The organism is Noviherbaspirillum phoenicis (assembly GCF_047237965.1).
GTDB lineage: Bacteria > Pseudomonadota > Gammaproteobacteria > Burkholderiales > Burkholderiaceae_D > Noviherbaspirillum_A.
On the sequence record NZ_JBDFLX010000001.1, the window covers coordinates 3802002 to 3817102 of the forward strand.

Consider the following 15101-nt stretch of genomic DNA (forward strand, 5'->3'; position numbering starts at 1 on the left):
CTGGCCAAATGAGCATCATGTCCGATCGCATCAACGCAGAGCCTTCCGCGCCCGACCCATCCGGCCCCGGTCCGGACAGGGCGCCGGCCGTACACCGCAACCGCACGGCGCTGATCAAGGACCGCTTCGTGATGGCGGCCGTCAGCTCGCTTGCGCTGTGCGCCCTGATGGGCCTGCTCTACCTGTTCGGGCTGATGCCGGCCGCGGTTGCCGCCAGCGGCGCCGTGCTGATCATGGGCAGCGTGCTGCTGTTTTACCTGGTATTCCGGTTCAGGCTCAACGAAAAGACGCGCGACCCCAGCATGACTCTGCCCATGACCACGGCGGCGGTGCTGTGCGTGCTGTATGTGATGCTGGGCTCCAGTGCCGCGCGCGACACCTTCGTCAGCTTCTTCGGGCTGATCCTGCTGTTCGCCGTCTTCCGCTTTTCAACCCGCACGCTGCTGCTGCAGAGCGGCCTCATGCTGCTGGGCTATGCCGGGGTGATCTTCGCCGCCTGGCGTGCCGGCGCGCCGGGCGCCGACCATGCGCCCGACATTGCCCGCTGGCTCACGCTGGCCGTTGCGCTGCCGCTGTTTGCGCTGATCGGCGGCGAGATCATGGCCGGACGCCGCGCCGCCATGCAGCGCCTGCTCGCCAGCGAGGAACGCTTCCGCCGCCTGACCGCGCTGTCTTCCGACTGGTACTGGGAACAGGACCAGGACCTGCGCTTCATCACGCTGTCGCCCGGCCTGGAAACCAAGGCGGGCATCGCGCCATGGCGGCTGATCGGCAAAACGCTGCCGGAAATCGCCATGGCGCCGTTCCATGCCGACTGGCATGTCCACCGCGAGGCGAGCACGGCGCGCCTGCCGTTCGCCCATGTCGAGTTCCAGGCCAGCGACGATAGCGGCGCGCTACGCTGGCTCAGCCTGTCGGGCGAGCCGCTGTTCGACGCCGACCAGCGCTTCCTTGGCTATTACGGCACCGGACGCGATATCACCGCCAAAAAAGCGGTGGAGGCGCGCATCCATTTCCAGGCGCATCACGACGCGCTGACCGGCCTGGCCAACCGCATGCTGCTCATCGACAGGCTGGAACACGCGATGGCGCAGGCCGACAGCGACGGCCATGCGCTGTGGGTGCTGTTCGTCGACCTCGACCGCTTCAAGCGCATCAACGACAGCCTGGGCCACAAGGCCGGCGATGCCGTGCTGAAAAGCGTGGCCCAGCGCATGCAGGCGCACATGCGGCCGGCCGATACCATCGCCCGCCTGGGCGGCGATGAATTCGTGCTGGTGCTGTCGGACTGGCCGGCCGGCAGCCTGTCGCTCGGGCTGGTGCAGCGCATGATGGATGCGGTGCGCGCGCCGTATGCCGCCAACGGCAACGCCATCCTGATCAGCTGCAGCGTCGGCATCGCGGTCTATCCGGGCGACGCCGCCACCGCCGAGCTGCTGGTGGAGCGGGCCGACGTCGCGATGTACCGCGCCAAGGAAGCCGGCCGCAACAACGCGCATTTCTACAAGGCCGAGATGAATGCGCTGGCGATGAACCGGCTGCGCATGGAGAGCGACCTGCGCGGCGCGCTGCAGGCCAATGAATTCGTGCTGCATTACCAGCCGCAGATGGACCTGAAGAGCGGGCGCATCGTCGGCGTCGAGGCGCTGCTGCGCTGGCAGCATATGCGGCCGGGGCTGCGCCAGCCGGCTGAATTCATCGGCGTGGCCGAGGAGATCGGCCTGATCGTGCCGATCGGCGACTGGGTGCTGAACCAGGCCTGTCAGCAGGCGGTGGCCTGGCAAAGCGCCGGCCTGCCGGCCATGCACATGGCGGTCAATCTGTCGGCGCGGCAGTTCGCGCAGCCGGGGCTGGTGGCCTCGGTGTCGGCCGCGCTGGAACGCTCCGGTCTGCAGCCGTCGCTGCTGGAAATCGAGATCACCGAAAGCCTGATGATGACCGACGTGGAGCAGGCGGTGGCCACGCTGGCCGACCTGAAGCGCCTGGGCGTAAGGGTGTCGGTGGACGACTTCGGCACCGGCCATTCCAGCCTGTACTACCTGAAGCGCTTCCCGATCGACGTGCTCAAGATCGACCGTTCCTTCGTGCGCGACATCGTCAGCGACGCCGATGACGCCGCCATCGTGGCGGCCATCATCTCGCTGGCGCACAGCCTGGACATGACGGTGGTGGCGGAAGGCGTGGAGCATGCCGACCAGCTGATCTACCTGGCGCGCTGCGGCTGCGACACCGTGCAGGGCTACATGATCAGCCCGCCGATGCGGGCCGAGGCGCTCGATCCTTTCCTCGTCGATGCGCCTGCGCAGGACAGCGTCCGGGGCAGGCAGCGCGCCTGAGCTGCGGCGCGCTGCCCGCTGTGGCCCTGTGCTCAGTGGCCGTGCTGCTTTTCGTACTCGTCGGCTTCGGCCTTGTTCCGGTGCACGATGCCGTCCGGATGCTCGGGCGGGGTGTACAGGGTGTAGAGCCGCATCGGCGCGCTGGTGGAGGTATTGATCACGTTGTGCTCGGTGCCGGCCGGGATCACCACCGCCACGCCGTCTTCCAGCGCATGCCGTTCGCCGTCGAGGATGGCGACGCCTTCGCCTTCCTCGACGCGGATGAACTGGTCATGGCCTTCATGGTGCTCCATGCCGATTTCCTCGCCCGGCTGCAGCGTCATGATGACCAGCTGGCTGCGCTGGGTGGTGTACAGGACTTCGCGGAAGTTGTTTCCGGCAAGGGTCTTTTCCTCGATGTTGATGCTGTAGCCTGACATGCTTTCCTCCGTGATGAAACCTTGATGGGCCGCGGCCAACCGTGGCCGCCCAGGAGGGGCATTGTATAAGAGGCAAGCGCGGGCGGCATGCGGCCGATCATGCGGCTGCCAGGTGGGACGGCCTCACTGCATGGCCTGCCGCACCAGCGCATCGATCTGGCCGGTGATGTCGGACAGACGCCCGCCCACCACCGCGAATTCGCGTCCGGCCTCGCCGGCGCGGGCGGCGATCACCTGGGCATTGAAGGCCACCATGCGCGCCTCGCGGGCAATGCAATCGATGTCGTTCATCACCGCGCGCCTGCGCTTTTCCAGCAGCAGCGCATGGCGCCGCGCTTCCTCCTCATAGACGGCGGTGATCGCATTGAGCGCATCGAGCAGCGGCGTGGTCAGCTCGACCAGCTGCTCCAGCAGCGCGGCGGCCTGGCGGCGCCGGCCTTCGATGGCGTCCAGCGTGCGCTGCGCCAGCAGGGAAAACGCCCGTATCCGGGCGTCGCCCTGCAGCGCGCCGAAATAGGCCTGGCGCAGCGCTTCGCAGAACACGCCGGGCAGGCCGTCCTTCTTCTGCAGCAGGCTGGCATGGGCATTGTCGAACAGCGTCAGCGCGCTGCGCGCCACGGCAACGCCGTCGCTTTTGCCCTGTGCGGCCAGCACCGCATAGAGCACCAGCCGCTGCGAGGTAAAGCGGCGGCGGCCGGACAGGTTGATGAGCTTGCCGAAAACCTCGCCGGGCAGGATGTCGGCGGCAGGGGAAACCGGGATGGGAGAAATGGAATGGGCGTGCATGATGGCCTTTGGGATCGGTTCGGGCCGGGCGGCTGCACCGCTGCTGTGCGCTCCCGGACTGTTATTTCCCAAAAGCATTTTTCATGCCGGACGGCGTGCCGGCCTTCGGCCGCCTTTCACTCGCCCTGCAGCGCCCGCGCCAGGTAGGGCGCGGTGCGGCTCTCCCGGCTTTTGGCAACCTGCGCCGGCGCCGCGCTGGCCACTACGCGGCCGCCTTCGTCGCCGGCGCCGGGGCCGATATCCATCACCCAGTCGCTGGCGGCGACGATGCGCATGTCATGCTCCACCACGATGACGGTGTTGCCGGCGTCGACCAGGGTCTGCAGCTGGGCCAGCAGGCGGTCGATGTCGGACGGGTGCAGGCCGGTGCTGGGCTCGTCGAGGATGTAGAGCGTGTCGCCGCGCTGCGGCCGCTGCAGTTCGGTGGCCAGCTTGATGCGCTGCGCCTCGCCGCCGGACAGCTCGGTGGCCGACTGGCCCAGGCGCAGATAGCCCAGGCCGACTTCGCGCAGCACGCCCAGCGGCCGCGCCAGCGCCTCATGGTCGGCAAAGAAGTCCAGGGCGGCATCGACCGTCATGCCCAGCACGTCGGCGATGTTGCGGTCCTGGTAGCGCACCGCCAGCACCCGGTCGTTGTAGCGCGCGCCTTCGCAGGCGGGGCAGGGCGTGTAGACGCTGGGCAGGAACAGCAGCTCCACCATCACCTGGCCCTCGCCCTGGCAGTTGGGGCAGCGGCCCTTGGCCACGTTGAAGGAGAAATGGCCGGCGTCGAAGCGGCGCCGGCGTGCATCCGGGCTGGCGGCGAACAGCTTGCGCACATGGTCGAACAGGCCGGTGTAGGTGGCCAGGTTGGAACGCGGCGTGCGGCCGATCGGCTTCTGGTCCACCCGCACCATGCGCCGTATCGCTTCCATGCCCGAGGCGATGCGCCCGCCCACCGGCATGGGAAGCGCATCGGCCAGCGCATCGGCTTCTTCCTCCGCCTCGCCGGCCTCATGCCCCAGCGAGGCGGCCGCCAGTTCCACCAGCGCCTGGCTGACCAGGCTGGACTTGCCCGAGCCGGACACGCCGGTCACGCTGGTCAGCACGCCCAGCGGGAAGGCCACGTCCAGCGCCTGCAAATTGTTGCGGCTGATGCCTTCCAGCCGCAGCCACCCCGCCGGCGCGCGCACGGCGCGCGCCGCAGGCGGCGCGAGGTCGAACAGGTAGCGCCGGGTCTGCGACAGCGCCACGTCCGCCAGCCCCGCCGGCGGGCCGCTGTAGAGCACGGTGCCGCCGCCTTCCCCGGCAGCCGGCCCGACATCGACGATCCAGTCGGCGCGGCGGATCACGTCCAGCTCATGCTCCACCACGAACAGCGAATTGCCCGAGGCCTTCAACTTGTCCAGTGCGTCGAGCAGCGCCTCGGTGTCGGCCGGATGCAGGCCGGCGGAGGGCTCGTCCAGCACATAGACCACGCCGAACAGGTTGGAGCGCACCTGGGTCGCCAGGCGCAGCCGCTGCAGCTCGCCCGGCGAGAGCGTGGGCGTGCTGCGCTCCAGCGTCAGGTAACCCAGGCCCAGTTCGAGCAGCACCGCCAGCCGGGCCGACAGGTCGGCCGCGATGCGCTGGCGCACGATCACCTGCTCCGGATGCTCGCGGTCATGCCGCGCATTGCCCTTTGCCTTGTTCGCCGCATACGGCGCCAGCAGGGCCGCAAGCTGCTTGATGGGCAGGCGCGAGATGGCGCTGATGTCATGGCCGGCGAAGGTGACCGACAGCGATTCGCGCCGCAGCCGCTTGCCGTTGCAGGTGGGGCAGTCATTGCTGACCAGGTAGCGCGCCACCCGCTTCTTCATCAGCGGGCTCTGGGTGGTGGCATAGGTCTGCAGCACATATTTGCGGGCGCTGGTGAAGGTGCCCTGGTAGCTGGGCGTGGCCTTCTGCTTCAGGGCCGCCTGCACCTCTTTTGCGCTCAGGCCCGAATAGACCGGCACGGTGGGCTGCTCGTCGGTGAAGAGGATCCAGTCGCGCTGCTTCCTCGGCAAGTCGCGCCAGGGCGTATCGACGTCGTAGCCCAGCGTCATCAGGATCTCGCGCAGGTTCTGGCCGTGCCAGGCGGTGGGCCAGGCGGCCACCGCCCGCTCGCGTATGGTCAGGCTGTCGTCCGGCACCATCGACTGCTCGGTGGCTTCCACCACCCGCCCCAGGCCGTGGCATTCCGGGCAGGCGCCCTCCGGCGTGTTGGGGGAAAACGATTCCGCATACAGCAGTTCCTGGCCCGGCGGATAGTCGCCGGCGCGGGAATACAGCATGCGCATCAGGTTGGAGAGCGTGGTGACGCTGCCGACCGAGGAGCGGGTGGTCGGCGTGCCGCGCTGCTGCTGCAGCGCCACCGCCGGCGGCAGGCCGTCGATCTCGTCGACTTCCGGCACCGCCATCTGGTGGAACAGCCGGCGCGCATAGGGCGACACCGATTCCAGGTAGCGCCGCTGCGCCTCGGCATACAGCGTGCCGAAGGCCAGCGACGACTTGCCCGAGCCGGACACGCCGGTGAAGACCACCAGCGCATCGCGCGGAATGTCGACATCGACATTCTTCAGGTTGTGTTCGCGGGCACCGCGCACGCGGACGTTGGACGGGGGTGGCTTTGGCGTATCGGACATGGGCAAGGAGCTCTCGGGGCCGCTGCCGGCGGCCCGGTTGGGTAGGGTTCCGCCAGCTTAACGCCTGAAACGCGCGCGGTCGGTGTCCTGGACCACCTTGCGGCGCAATGCCTCATTCACCCCAGCAAGCTGTGCACCGCCTCCGCCACCCGCGCCGGTTCCACCCTGGCGAGGCAGTCATGGTGTCCCTGCGGGCAGACGCTCCTGTAGCAATTCCGGCAAGGCACGTCGTGATACAGCACCCGGCTCGGCGATTGCCACGGCGTGTGCTGCGGATTGGTCAGCGCATACAGGTCCACCAGCGGCGTGCCCAGCGCGGCGGCGATATGGGCCGGGCCGGTGTTGTTGGACACCATGACCGGCGCCAGCGCAATCAGCGCGCCCAGTTGGCCCAGCGTGGCCTGGCCCGCCAGGCTGTGGCTGCGCGCGCCGGCGGCCTCGCGTATGCCGTCGATCAGCGCGCCTTCCCCGACGCTGCCGGTGAAAACCGCCTGCATGCCATCCGCCGCCAGCAGCCGCAGCACCTGCGCCCATTGCGCCGGCGGATAGCGGCGCGATGCGGCGGTGGCGCCGGGGTGCATCAGCACCCAGCGGGTGTCGGGGCCGATGTCGCATTGCGCCAGCGCCGCGCACGCCCATGCCAGGTCGGCATCCGGCACCGAGAACGACATGCGTTCGTCCGTCGTGCGGCAGCCGATGCTGGCCACCAGGTCGAGCTGCCGCCGCACTTCATGGCGCACCTGCTGCTGCGGCTCCGTCTCCGGCACCCAGTCCGACAGCAGCTGGTAGGGATTCTCGCGGCAGTGCGCCAGCCGTAAAGGTATGCCGGCCATCTGGCACAGCATCGCCGCCGGCAACGCGCTCTGGCTGTAGGTGGTGAAGATGACGGCGGCATCGAAGCGGCCGGCGCGCAGCGTCTCGGCCATGGCCGGCACCGCATTGGCATCCTGCATGGCGCCATGCTTCATCCACGGCGCCTGGAAGGCGAGGGCGGCATCGAGTTCGGGGATGAAGGAAGCCACCGCCGCGCCGCCGGGCGAGCTGAGCAGGGTCAGCCGGCGGCCCGGTGCGCTGTCGCGCAACGCCCGCATGGCCGGCGTGCACATCAGCACGTCGCCCAGGTAATCCAGCCGTATGCACAGGATATGGCTGGCGTCGCTCCAGCGCATGCCGCTGACATCGCTGGCGTCGTCGATGCCGCTCATGACGCCTCCCGGACTGGCATGGCCGCATCGAACCGCTGCATCGCCCGTGCCGCGCTCAGCAGGTCCGGCGCGGTGACGTCGGGCAGGCGCAGCGGCGAACGCAGCCATTCGGTTTCGTTGCCGTTGTCTATCAGCACCGTGCGGCAGCCGGCGCGGCGTCCGGCTTCCACATCGTTCAGGATGTCGCCGACCATCCATGACCGGGCGAGGTCGATGCCATGCTCGCCGGCGGCTTGCCGCAGCATGCCGGGCATGGGCTTGCGGCAGCCGCATTCGATCGCATAGCGGGCGACTGCACCCTGCGGATGATGCGGGCACCAGTACCAGCCATCGAGCGTCACGCCTTCCCGCACCAGCATGCCCTGCAGCGCTGAAAACAGCGGCGGCAGCGCGGCCTCCCTGAACAGGCCGCGCGCCACGCCCGACTGGTTGCTCACCATGATCAGCCGGTAGCCCATCCGCTGCATCAGGCGCAGCGCCGGGCCGGCATGGCGCGTCAGCCGCAGCCGGGCAGGGTCGACGTTGTAGGGCACGTCGTCGATCACGGTGCCGTCCTTGTCGAGAAACACGGCGCGCTTCATGCCGCGCACCGCCGCGCATTCCCGCCTACGGCCATGAAGTCTCCCGCATCGGCAGCACCATGATTTCCGCCACCACGGTTTCGTCCGGCAGCAGCAGCACCGACTTCACCGCCTGCGCCACGTTGGCCGGCTCCTGCAGCGTGGCCACGTCGATGTCCGGGAAGCGGTCCAGCAGGAAGGGCGTGCGCATGCCGCCGGCCACCACCGCGGTCACCTTGATGCCATGCGGCCGCAGTTCCGCATGCATCGCATGCGACAGGCCCAGCAGGCCCCACTTGCTGGCATGGTAGGCCGAGGCATTCGGCCAGGCCCGCTTGGCGGCGGTGGAAGCGATGTTGACGATATGGCCGCGGCCATTGCGCTTCATCTCTTCCGACGCATGCTTGGCCAGCAGGAAAGGGCCGTTGAGATTGGTGTTGATCACCCGCAGCCACTGCTCCGGCGTCAGCTCGGCCATCGACAGCGTGATGTCGGTGCCGGCATTGTTGATCAGCACATCGATGGTGCCGAAGCGGCTAATGGTCTGCGCAATGGCCTGCTGCGCGCCGGCCGGGTCGCCGACGTCGAAGCCGATCGCATGGATGCGTTCGGCAACGCCGCTGCCGGCCTCGGCCAGCGAGCGGGCCAGCGCCTCGGCCTTCTCCCGGTGCAGGTCGCCCACCACCACGCTGGCGCCGGACGAGGCCAGCATATGGCACAGCGCCGCGCCCAGGCCGCTGGCGCCGCCGGTCACCAGCACCGTGCGGCCGGCCAGGCTGTTGTCGGCGGAAGTGCCGTTACTGGTGCCTGACGGTTGATTCAGTTGGTCCATTCGAGCTCCGTATGGTTGGACCCGCCGCTGGCCACGAGCGACTGCGGCAGGCTGGTTGGCGCGGCCCCGAGGACCGCTTCATAGACATCGGCAATGCGGCCGGCGACATGGCGCCAGGTATAGCAGCCGTGCACCCGTCGCAGGCCCTCCCGTCCCATGCGCCTGGCCTCGCCGGGCTGGGCATGCAGCGCGGCCAGGCGGTCGGCCACCGCCGCCGGGTCGTTGGGCGGCACCAGGAAGCCGGTCCTGCCGTCGACCACCGTGTGCTTGATGCCGCCGACGGCCGAGCCGATCACGGGCACGCTGCAGGCCATCGCTTCCAGCGGCGTGATGCCGAACGGCTCGTACCAGGGCGTGGTGACGAACACATCGGCCGCGCTGTAGTAGTCGCGCAATTCGCTGCGCGGCCGCTGGCCGGCGAAAAACACCTGGCCCGACAGGTCGCGCTGCTCGGCCAGCGCCTTCAGGCGCGCCATCTCCGGCCCGCCGTGGCCGCCGTGGCCATGGTCCTGGCAATCGCTGCCGACCACCATCAGCCGCGCCGTCACGCCATGCCGGTCGCGCAGGGCGGCGATGGCCTCGATCGCGGTGTCGACGCCCTTGCGCGGCACCATGCGGCCCAATTGCAGCACCACGAACTCCTGCGGCTGCAGGCCGAGCTTGTTGCGCGCCAGTCCATGCACCGGCCAGAACTCTTCCGGATCGAAGCCGCACGGCACGATGTCCATGCGCGAGACCGGCGCGCCGTAGTGCCGGGACATGTCGTCCATGTCCTGCGGGCATTCGGCGATGATGCGGTCGGCGTCGCGCATCAGGCTTTCCTCGATGGCCTCGCGCTCGGCCGGGAAGCCGTCGGCCTTGCCCTGGTGCAGGCGGCGCACCCGGCCCAGCGCATGGAAGGTGATCACGAACGGCGTGCCCAGCGCCTGCCGCACCTGCCGCGTCACCATGCCGGACATGAAGAAGTTCGCATGCAGCAGGTCGTAGCGCAGGTCGTTGGCGCGCGCAAAGCCGATCATGAAGCGGGCAAACGCATCCATATAGGGAAGCATCGCTTCCTTGGGTACCGGCTGCGCCGGCCCGGCCGGCACATGGATCACGCGCACATCAAGTTCCCAGTTCACCACCTGCGGCAGCGACGGGTTGTCGCAGCGGGTATAGACATCCACCAGGTAGCCGCGTTGCGCCAGATGGCGCGCGACCTGGGCCACATACACATTCTGCCCGCCGCTGTCCACGCTGCCGGGAACAGCCAGCGGCGAGGCATGCTCGCTGACCAGCGCTATTCTTCTCATGATCGACACCCTTCCAACGAACGGTTGAACAAACTGTCTGCCGATGGCGGGCGCAGCCACCCGCTACCGCCACCATGCGCATTGCGCCGCCTGCGCTGCTGCGTTGGGCATCAGCCTTGCGGCAGGAATGGCCCCTGGCTGCGCGCCCGTGCCGCCGTGGCCTTGGCCTGCGCGCGCAGGCACAGCGCGACCGCGCCGGCGAATGCCTCGTCATACCAGGGGTCGGCGCCGCTGGCCGCCACCACGATGCCGTCCAGCGCCACGCTGCCCCACAGCAGCGTGTCGCCCGCCTCCAGCAGATAGGGCCGCTGTTCCTGCACGAGGTGGCTGTCCATGCCGGTGCGCCATGCGACCCTGGCCTTGGCCAGTGCGAAGCTGCGGTAGTCGGCGTCCCACCTGGTGCGGTCCCCGACCGCATGCTCGTACAGGATCGCTTCCTCGAAGGATGAACTGGCCGGGCTGCTGCCTGGCTTCATCACGATCAGATAGAAGAAGCCGCTCTCGCCGGCGCTCTTGTTGTCGATCGCGCTGCTGATCATCGGCAGCACCATCGCGACTGCTCTGGCAGCGGCCTCGCGGTCGAGCAGGAAGCTGGAAAAGCCTGTCATTGCATCTCCCGTAGGCGTTGGTCAATCGGCCTGCCGGTCTGCGGCATGGTGCCGGTGACCTGGGCAAAGGTGTCGTTCCAGTCGCGCACGAAGCGCGCAATGTGAAAGCGTTCGAGGGCCCGCTGGCGCGCGCCCGCGCCCAGCTTGCGCGCCAGCGCCGGCTCGCGCAGCAGTTCCTGCATGCACTCGATCAGCGCGTCGACATTGGTGTCGATGTAGCCGGAGCGGCCGTTCTCGATCACGGTGGAGACTTCGGTGGTGGCCAGCGCCACTACGGGCAGCCCGACCATCATGGCCTCCAGCACCGCCAGGCCCAGGCTGGTGTAGCGGATCGGGTTGAACAGGAAGCGGTATGGCGCGGCGAAGGCCGGCAGCTGCGCATGCTGCACTTCGCCCAGGCCGCCCATCTCCTCGGCGCCCATGCCGACCAGGTCCAGCGGCACCGCCTGCCGTGCATGCAGGAAGACATCGCCGCCCAGTCGCCGGCCGCGCCGCGCCAGGTGATTGACGATCACCAGGCCGCGCGCCAGCGAGCCGTCGTAGCGCGCCTGCGGCGGCACCATCACGCCATGCTCGACCACGCGGACAGGGGTGCGGCCGCTGTCCCACATCAGCGCATTGAAATGGGTGACATGCACCAGCAGCACTTCGGGATCGTCGACCGGATGGCGCATGTCGGTAGGATGCTCGCGCGGCGTGTCATGCTCGATATAGATGCGCGGCAGACGCCGCTGCGCCGGGGTCAGGAATGCATACTGGTCTTTCAGGTATTGGTCATCGTCCTGGAACAGGATGCAGTCGAACTGCATGCCGGCCGCCTGGTCGACCGGCAGGTCGATCACGTTGTCGCCCCACGGTATATGGCCGCACCGCCCGCCATACCCGGCCGGCCGGCCCGGCCTGGACAGCACGTAGAACTGGTGCGGCGCCTGCGTCAGGTAATACAGGTAGCTGCCGTGGGTGTGCCAGGTAAGGATCTTCAATGGACGCATGAATGTCTTGTCTCCATCACAGAAAGAGCACGCGAAAGCGCGCCGCGCCCACCATGCGCCACCACACCGCCAGCACCGGTATCGCGGCCGAGGTCAGGGCCATCTCCAGCACATGGGCCGCGGTGCGGGTGGTGTTCCTGAGCCTGACCGCGCACAGCCAGGCGGTCATGGCAAGCCATGCCGCCGCCGCCGGCGCGGCCAGCATCCGGTTGCCCATTGCCGCGCCCAGCACGGCGGCCAGCAGCGAGGCGACGATCAGGTAGTAATCCCAGCGCGGCGTGGCGCGTATCTTTTCGCGGTAGAGCCGCGGATGCTTCTTGTACAGCAGCGCATCGAACTGGATCTTCTTCTGCTGGCTGATGGACACGCCCCATTTCGCCGGCCGTACCGGATGCACCACCAGCGCGTCCGGCGCATGCCGGATGCGGGCGCCCTGCGCCAGCAGGCGGAAATGGAAATCGCTGTCCTCGCGCCAGGCCAGCCGGAACTGCTCATCGAAGCCGTCGATCGCTTCCAGCATGGCCTTGCGGCAGAAGCAGTTCGCAGTGACGAACTCGGCAGTAGCCAGGTGGCTGGCATCGCGTTCATAGTCGGTCGGGTTGTCGGGCAGGGGCATGGTGATGCGGCCCCACAATGCATCGATATCGTCATCCAGCGCCAGCAGGCCATGTCGCAGCCAGCTCGCATCCGGCACGGTGTCGTCATCGGTGAAGGCAATTACCGCCGAGCGCGCATGGCGCCAGCCGCGGTTGCGCGCCGCGGCCGGGCCATGTGGGCCGTGGTTGGCGACATAGCGCACCGGCAGGCCGCGCTGTGCTGCCTGCATGATCCACCGCCCGACCACGCCGCGGGTGGCGTCGCTGGGCGCATCGTCGACCACGATGATCTCCATGTCGGCGCCGCGCAGGCTCTGCGTTGTGAGCGCTGCCATGCAGCGGTTGAGCAGATCGGCGCGGCCGCAGGTAGGGACTACGACCGACACGGGCAAGCGCAGCGCCAAGCCACTTGGGGCAATGCGGCGCTCCTCAGCGGCATGCTGCAGGTTGCCCGCATTGTTACTGGCTTGCGGCAATGCTGCCGGGTAAGCATGTCTATCCATAAGCTTGATATCCGTAAAGTCCGCAAAACCTTATCCAGGCTTCGAAGCACAACAGTAGGAACAGCAAGACCAATAATGGGGATCGCAGATGCAAATCCCGTTCCAGAACCGAAAACATCCTTGCGGCAATTTCATGCGCGGCTGGAGGCTGCGCGCTGCGCCATGTCTTCACGCTGCTGCAGGTGCCACAGGCGGGCATATGCGCCATGCAGGCTCAGCAGTTCCTCGTGATTGCCACGCTCAACCACGCGGCCCTGTTCGAGAACGATGATTTCATCCGCGTCCACTACCGTGGAGAGACGATGCGCAATCATCAGCACGGTACGGTTCTGCGACAATCGATTCAGTTCCTGCTGGATCGCGTGCTCCGACGCGGAGTCCAGTGCCGACGTGGCTTCGTCGAAGATCAGTATCGGCGGGTTCTTCAGCACGGCGCGCGCCACGGCAATGCGCTGCCGCTCGCCGCCGGACAGCGTCACGCCACGCTCGCCGACTTCGGTGTCATATTGCTTTTCCAGCGTGGTGATGAGGTCGTGGATATGGGCTGCCTTCGCCGCATGGATGGTGTCTTCCTGGCTGGCGCCGGGCCGGCCATAGGCGATGTTGTAGCCTATCGTGTCATTGAACAGCACGGTATCCTGCGGCACCACGCCTATCATTGCGCGCACGCTGGTGGCGCTGGCCTTGGCGATGTCCTGCCCATCGACCAGGATGCGTCCGCCTGCTGGCGGATAGAGCTTCAGCAGCAGGCGCGCCAGCGTCGACTTGCCCGAGCCGCTGCCACCGACTACCGCTAGCGTGGCGCCGGGCGCAATGCGAAAGCTGACATCGCGCAGTATCGGCCGCGATGGGTCATAGCTGAAGCTGACATGCTCGAATACCACTTCGCCGGCGCCCGGCACAAACGCCGGCATGCCGGGCCGCTCTTCCATCTCGGGCCGTTCATGCAGGATATCGAACAGCCGTTCCGCGTTGACCCAGGCATCGCGCGCCTCCCGGTAGACAAAGCCCAGCGCATTCAATGGCAGGCAGACCTGCAATACATAGGCATTGATCAGCACCAGGTCGCCCACCGTCATGCGTCCCGCCATCACGTCGCTGCCCGCCTGCAGCATGACCGCCGCCACGCCGCAGGCAATGATGGCGCTCTGCCCGGCATGCAGGGCAAACAGCGCCTTCTGGTTGGCGACGGCAGCTTCGGTCCAGTGGCGCATGATGTCTTCGAAGCGCCGTGCTTCCACCGTTTCACTGGTGAAGTATTTCACCGTGTCATAGTTGATCAGGCTGTCGGCGAGCCGGCTCTTGGCGCTGGAATCGAGCCGGTTCACGCGCCGCTGATGGATCGTGCGGCGCGCGGTGAAGACGACGGTAAAGCCGGTGTAGGCCGCAAATGTCAGCATGATGAAGCCGGCATACCAGGCCTGATAGCGCGAGGTGATGATGCCCAGCACCAGCAGGATCTCGATCAGCGTTGGCACCAGGGTGAACAGACCCACGCCCAGCAGGAAGGCAATGCCGGCGGTGCCGCGGTCGATGTCGGGCAGCAGGCCGCCCATGCGCCGCCGCGCATGAAAGCGCGCGCCCAGCAGATGCAGATGCTCGAAGGTCATCTGCGCATAGTTCGCCACGGTGCGCTGCGTCACCCGCGAAAACACCAGGTCACGCAGTTCATTGAACAGCGTGCTGGAAAAGCGCAGCAGTGCATAGCCAGCCAGGAGATAGACGGGCAGCGCCCTGAGCATCTGCGGCTGTGACAGCGCATCGATGATGCGCTTGAGCAGCAATGGCACCAGCACCGTGCTGATCTTGGCCGATATCAGCAGCAGCACGGCAATGGCAATGCGCCAGCGGTATGGCGCAACGACCTTCATCAGGTCCTGCATCACCGTAACTCGGGATAGCGCTGGCTTGTCGTCCAACATCGGAAATGTCGCCTATTGTTGGGATGCCGGCCCATGCCATGCGGACATCGAGCCGCTTCACGACGCTGGCCCAGCCTCATGCCTGCAGCCATGAAAGGCAGTACGGTTTCAATGGCGCATGGTTGGCAAGCGTTAAGGCTCAGAACAGCGGGGCGGATTTTTGTTCCTGGGCGCCGCGCGCTTGTCCTGCAAAAAATCTTGTCATGACAATTGAACCATTTACAAGTCCGTGTACTTCTTACCCGGCAGGACTTGCATGCACGATGCAACTTTTCCAGACATCAGATGCACGATTTTTCATCAGTTGATGAAACGCCGTTTCTCGAAATAAAGCCGCCTTATAGAACGGCATGGCATGGGGAAAGAGTCTGCCGGCGAAGAAGGCAGGAAGTCGTTTCGCCT

Annotated in this window: 12 protein-coding genes; 1 reads left to right on the forward strand and 11 read right to left on the reverse strand. The window is 67.3% G+C overall.

Going from position 1 to position 15101, the window contains the following annotated elements:
• Positions 1-17 precede the first annotated feature (17 nt).
• The gene (locus ABC383_RS16930; RefSeq protein WP_413015294.1) at positions 18-2336 is read left to right on the forward strand and encodes an EAL domain-containing protein; all 2319 of its coding nucleotides are present in this window, start codon (positions 18-20) and stop codon (positions 2334-2336) included.
• A gap of 32 nt (positions 2337-2368) precedes the next feature.
• Here ABC383_RS16930 and ABC383_RS16935 read toward each other — a convergent pair whose 3' ends face one another.
• The 11 genes from ABC383_RS16935 to ABC383_RS16985 all read right to left on the reverse strand — a co-directional run bounded on the left by ABC383_RS16935 (position 2369) and on the right by ABC383_RS16985 (position 14699).
• Positions 2369-2755: a cupin domain-containing protein gene (locus tag ABC383_RS16935; RefSeq protein ID WP_194714301.1), complete on the reverse strand. Its 387-nt coding sequence runs from the start codon at positions 2753-2755 to the stop codon at positions 2369-2371.
• Positions 2756-2878: 123 nt separating this feature from the next.
• Positions 2879-3541, reverse strand: coding sequence for a methyl-accepting chemotaxis protein (locus ABC383_RS16940; protein WP_413015297.1), 663 nt, complete (start codon positions 3539-3541; stop codon positions 2879-2881).
• Positions 3542-3657: 116 nt separating this feature from the next.
• Entirely contained in the window at positions 3658-6186 is a 2529-nt protein-coding gene (locus ABC383_RS16945) for an excinuclease ABC subunit UvrA (RefSeq protein WP_413015298.1), read from the reverse strand.
• A 116-nt stretch (positions 6187-6302) separates the two neighbouring features.
• Positions 6303-7391 (reverse strand): lipopolysaccharide heptosyltransferase II, encoded by a 1089-nt coding sequence (gene waaF / locus ABC383_RS16950; protein ID WP_413015300.1) that lies wholly within the window; start codon positions 7389-7391, stop codon positions 6303-6305.
• Complete coding sequence (locus ABC383_RS16955; protein ID WP_413015301.1) at positions 7388-7972, reverse strand: D-glycero-alpha-D-manno-heptose-1,7-bisphosphate 7-phosphatase; 585 nt, start codon at positions 7970-7972, stop codon at positions 7388-7390. The genes waaF and ABC383_RS16955 overlap by 4 nt, the downstream gene beginning before the upstream one ends.
• A gap of 25 nt (positions 7973-7997) precedes the next feature.
• Complete coding sequence (locus ABC383_RS16960) at positions 7998-8783, reverse strand: SDR family oxidoreductase (protein WP_413015303.1); 786 nt, start codon at positions 8781-8783, stop codon at positions 7998-8000.
• A complete protein-coding gene (locus tag ABC383_RS16965; protein ID WP_413015305.1) occupies positions 8771-10078 on the reverse strand; it encodes a glycosyltransferase family 4 protein in 1308 nt (435 codons plus the stop codon). The genes ABC383_RS16960 and ABC383_RS16965 overlap by 13 nt, the downstream gene beginning before the upstream one ends.
• A 110-nt stretch (positions 10079-10188) precedes the next feature.
• The gene (locus ABC383_RS16970) at positions 10189-10686 is read right to left on the reverse strand and encodes a hypothetical protein (protein WP_413015307.1); all 498 of its coding nucleotides are present in this window, start codon (positions 10684-10686) and stop codon (positions 10189-10191) included.
• Complete coding sequence (locus ABC383_RS16975; protein WP_413015308.1) at positions 10683-11678, reverse strand: glycosyltransferase family 4 protein; 996 nt, start codon at positions 11676-11678, stop codon at positions 10683-10685. Before ABC383_RS16975 ends, ABC383_RS16970 begins: the two co-directional genes overlap by 4 nt.
• 16 nt (positions 11679-11694) lie before the next feature.
• On the reverse strand, positions 11695-12777 hold the full coding sequence (locus ABC383_RS16980; protein ID WP_413015310.1) for a glycosyltransferase family 2 protein: 1083 nt from the start codon (positions 12775-12777) through the stop codon (positions 11695-11697).
• 131 nt (positions 12778-12908) lie between these two features.
• Positions 12909-14699, reverse strand: coding sequence for an ABCB family ABC transporter ATP-binding protein/permease (locus ABC383_RS16985; protein ID WP_413015311.1), 1791 nt, complete (start codon positions 14697-14699; stop codon positions 12909-12911).
• Positions 14700-15101 lie beyond the last annotated feature (402 nt).

What these genes read in the sequence shown, in the direction of transcription:
- ABC383_RS16975 (WP_413015308.1), bottom strand. Translation starts at nt 11,678, where the DNA reads ATGCGTCCATTGAAGATCCTTACCTGGCACACCCACGGCAGCTACCTG.
- ABC383_RS16965 (WP_413015305.1), bottom strand. Translation starts at nt 10,078, where the DNA reads ATGAGAAGAATAGCGCTGGTCAGCGAGCATGCCTCGCCGCTGGCTGTT.
- waaF (WP_413015300.1), bottom strand. Translation starts at nt 7,391, where the DNA reads ATGAGCGGCATCGACGACGCCAGCGATGTCAGCGGCATGCGCTGGAGC.
- ABC383_RS16955 (WP_413015301.1), bottom strand. Translation starts at nt 7,972, where the DNA reads ATGAAGCGCGCCGTGTTTCTCGACAAGGACGGCACCGTGATCGACGAC.
- ABC383_RS16970 (WP_413015307.1), bottom strand. Translation starts at nt 10,686, where the DNA reads ATGACAGGCTTTTCCAGCTTCCTGCTCGACCGCGAGGCCGCTGCCAGA.
- ABC383_RS16945 (WP_413015298.1), bottom strand. Translation starts at nt 6,186, where the DNA reads ATGTCCGATACGCCAAAGCCACCCCCGTCCAACGTCCGCGTGCGCGGT.
- ABC383_RS16980 (WP_413015310.1), bottom strand. Translation starts at nt 12,777, where the DNA reads ATGGATAGACATGCTTACCCGGCAGCATTGCCGCAAGCCAGTAACAAT.
- ABC383_RS16985 (WP_413015311.1), bottom strand. Translation starts at nt 14,699, where the DNA reads ATGTTGGACGACAAGCCAGCGCTATCCCGAGTTACGGTGATGCAGGAC.
- ABC383_RS16960 (WP_413015303.1), bottom strand. Translation starts at nt 8,783, where the DNA reads ATGGACCAACTGAATCAACCGTCAGGCACCAGTAACGGCACTTCCGCC.
- ABC383_RS16940 (WP_413015297.1), bottom strand. Translation starts at nt 3,541, where the DNA reads ATGCACGCCCATTCCATTTCTCCCATCCCGGTTTCCCCTGCCGCCGAC.
- ABC383_RS16930 (WP_413015294.1), top strand. Translation starts at nt 18, where the DNA reads ATGTCCGATCGCATCAACGCAGAGCCTTCCGCGCCCGACCCATCCGGC.
- ABC383_RS16935 (WP_194714301.1), bottom strand. Translation starts at nt 2,755, where the DNA reads ATGTCAGGCTACAGCATCAACATCGAGGAAAAGACCCTTGCCGGAAAC.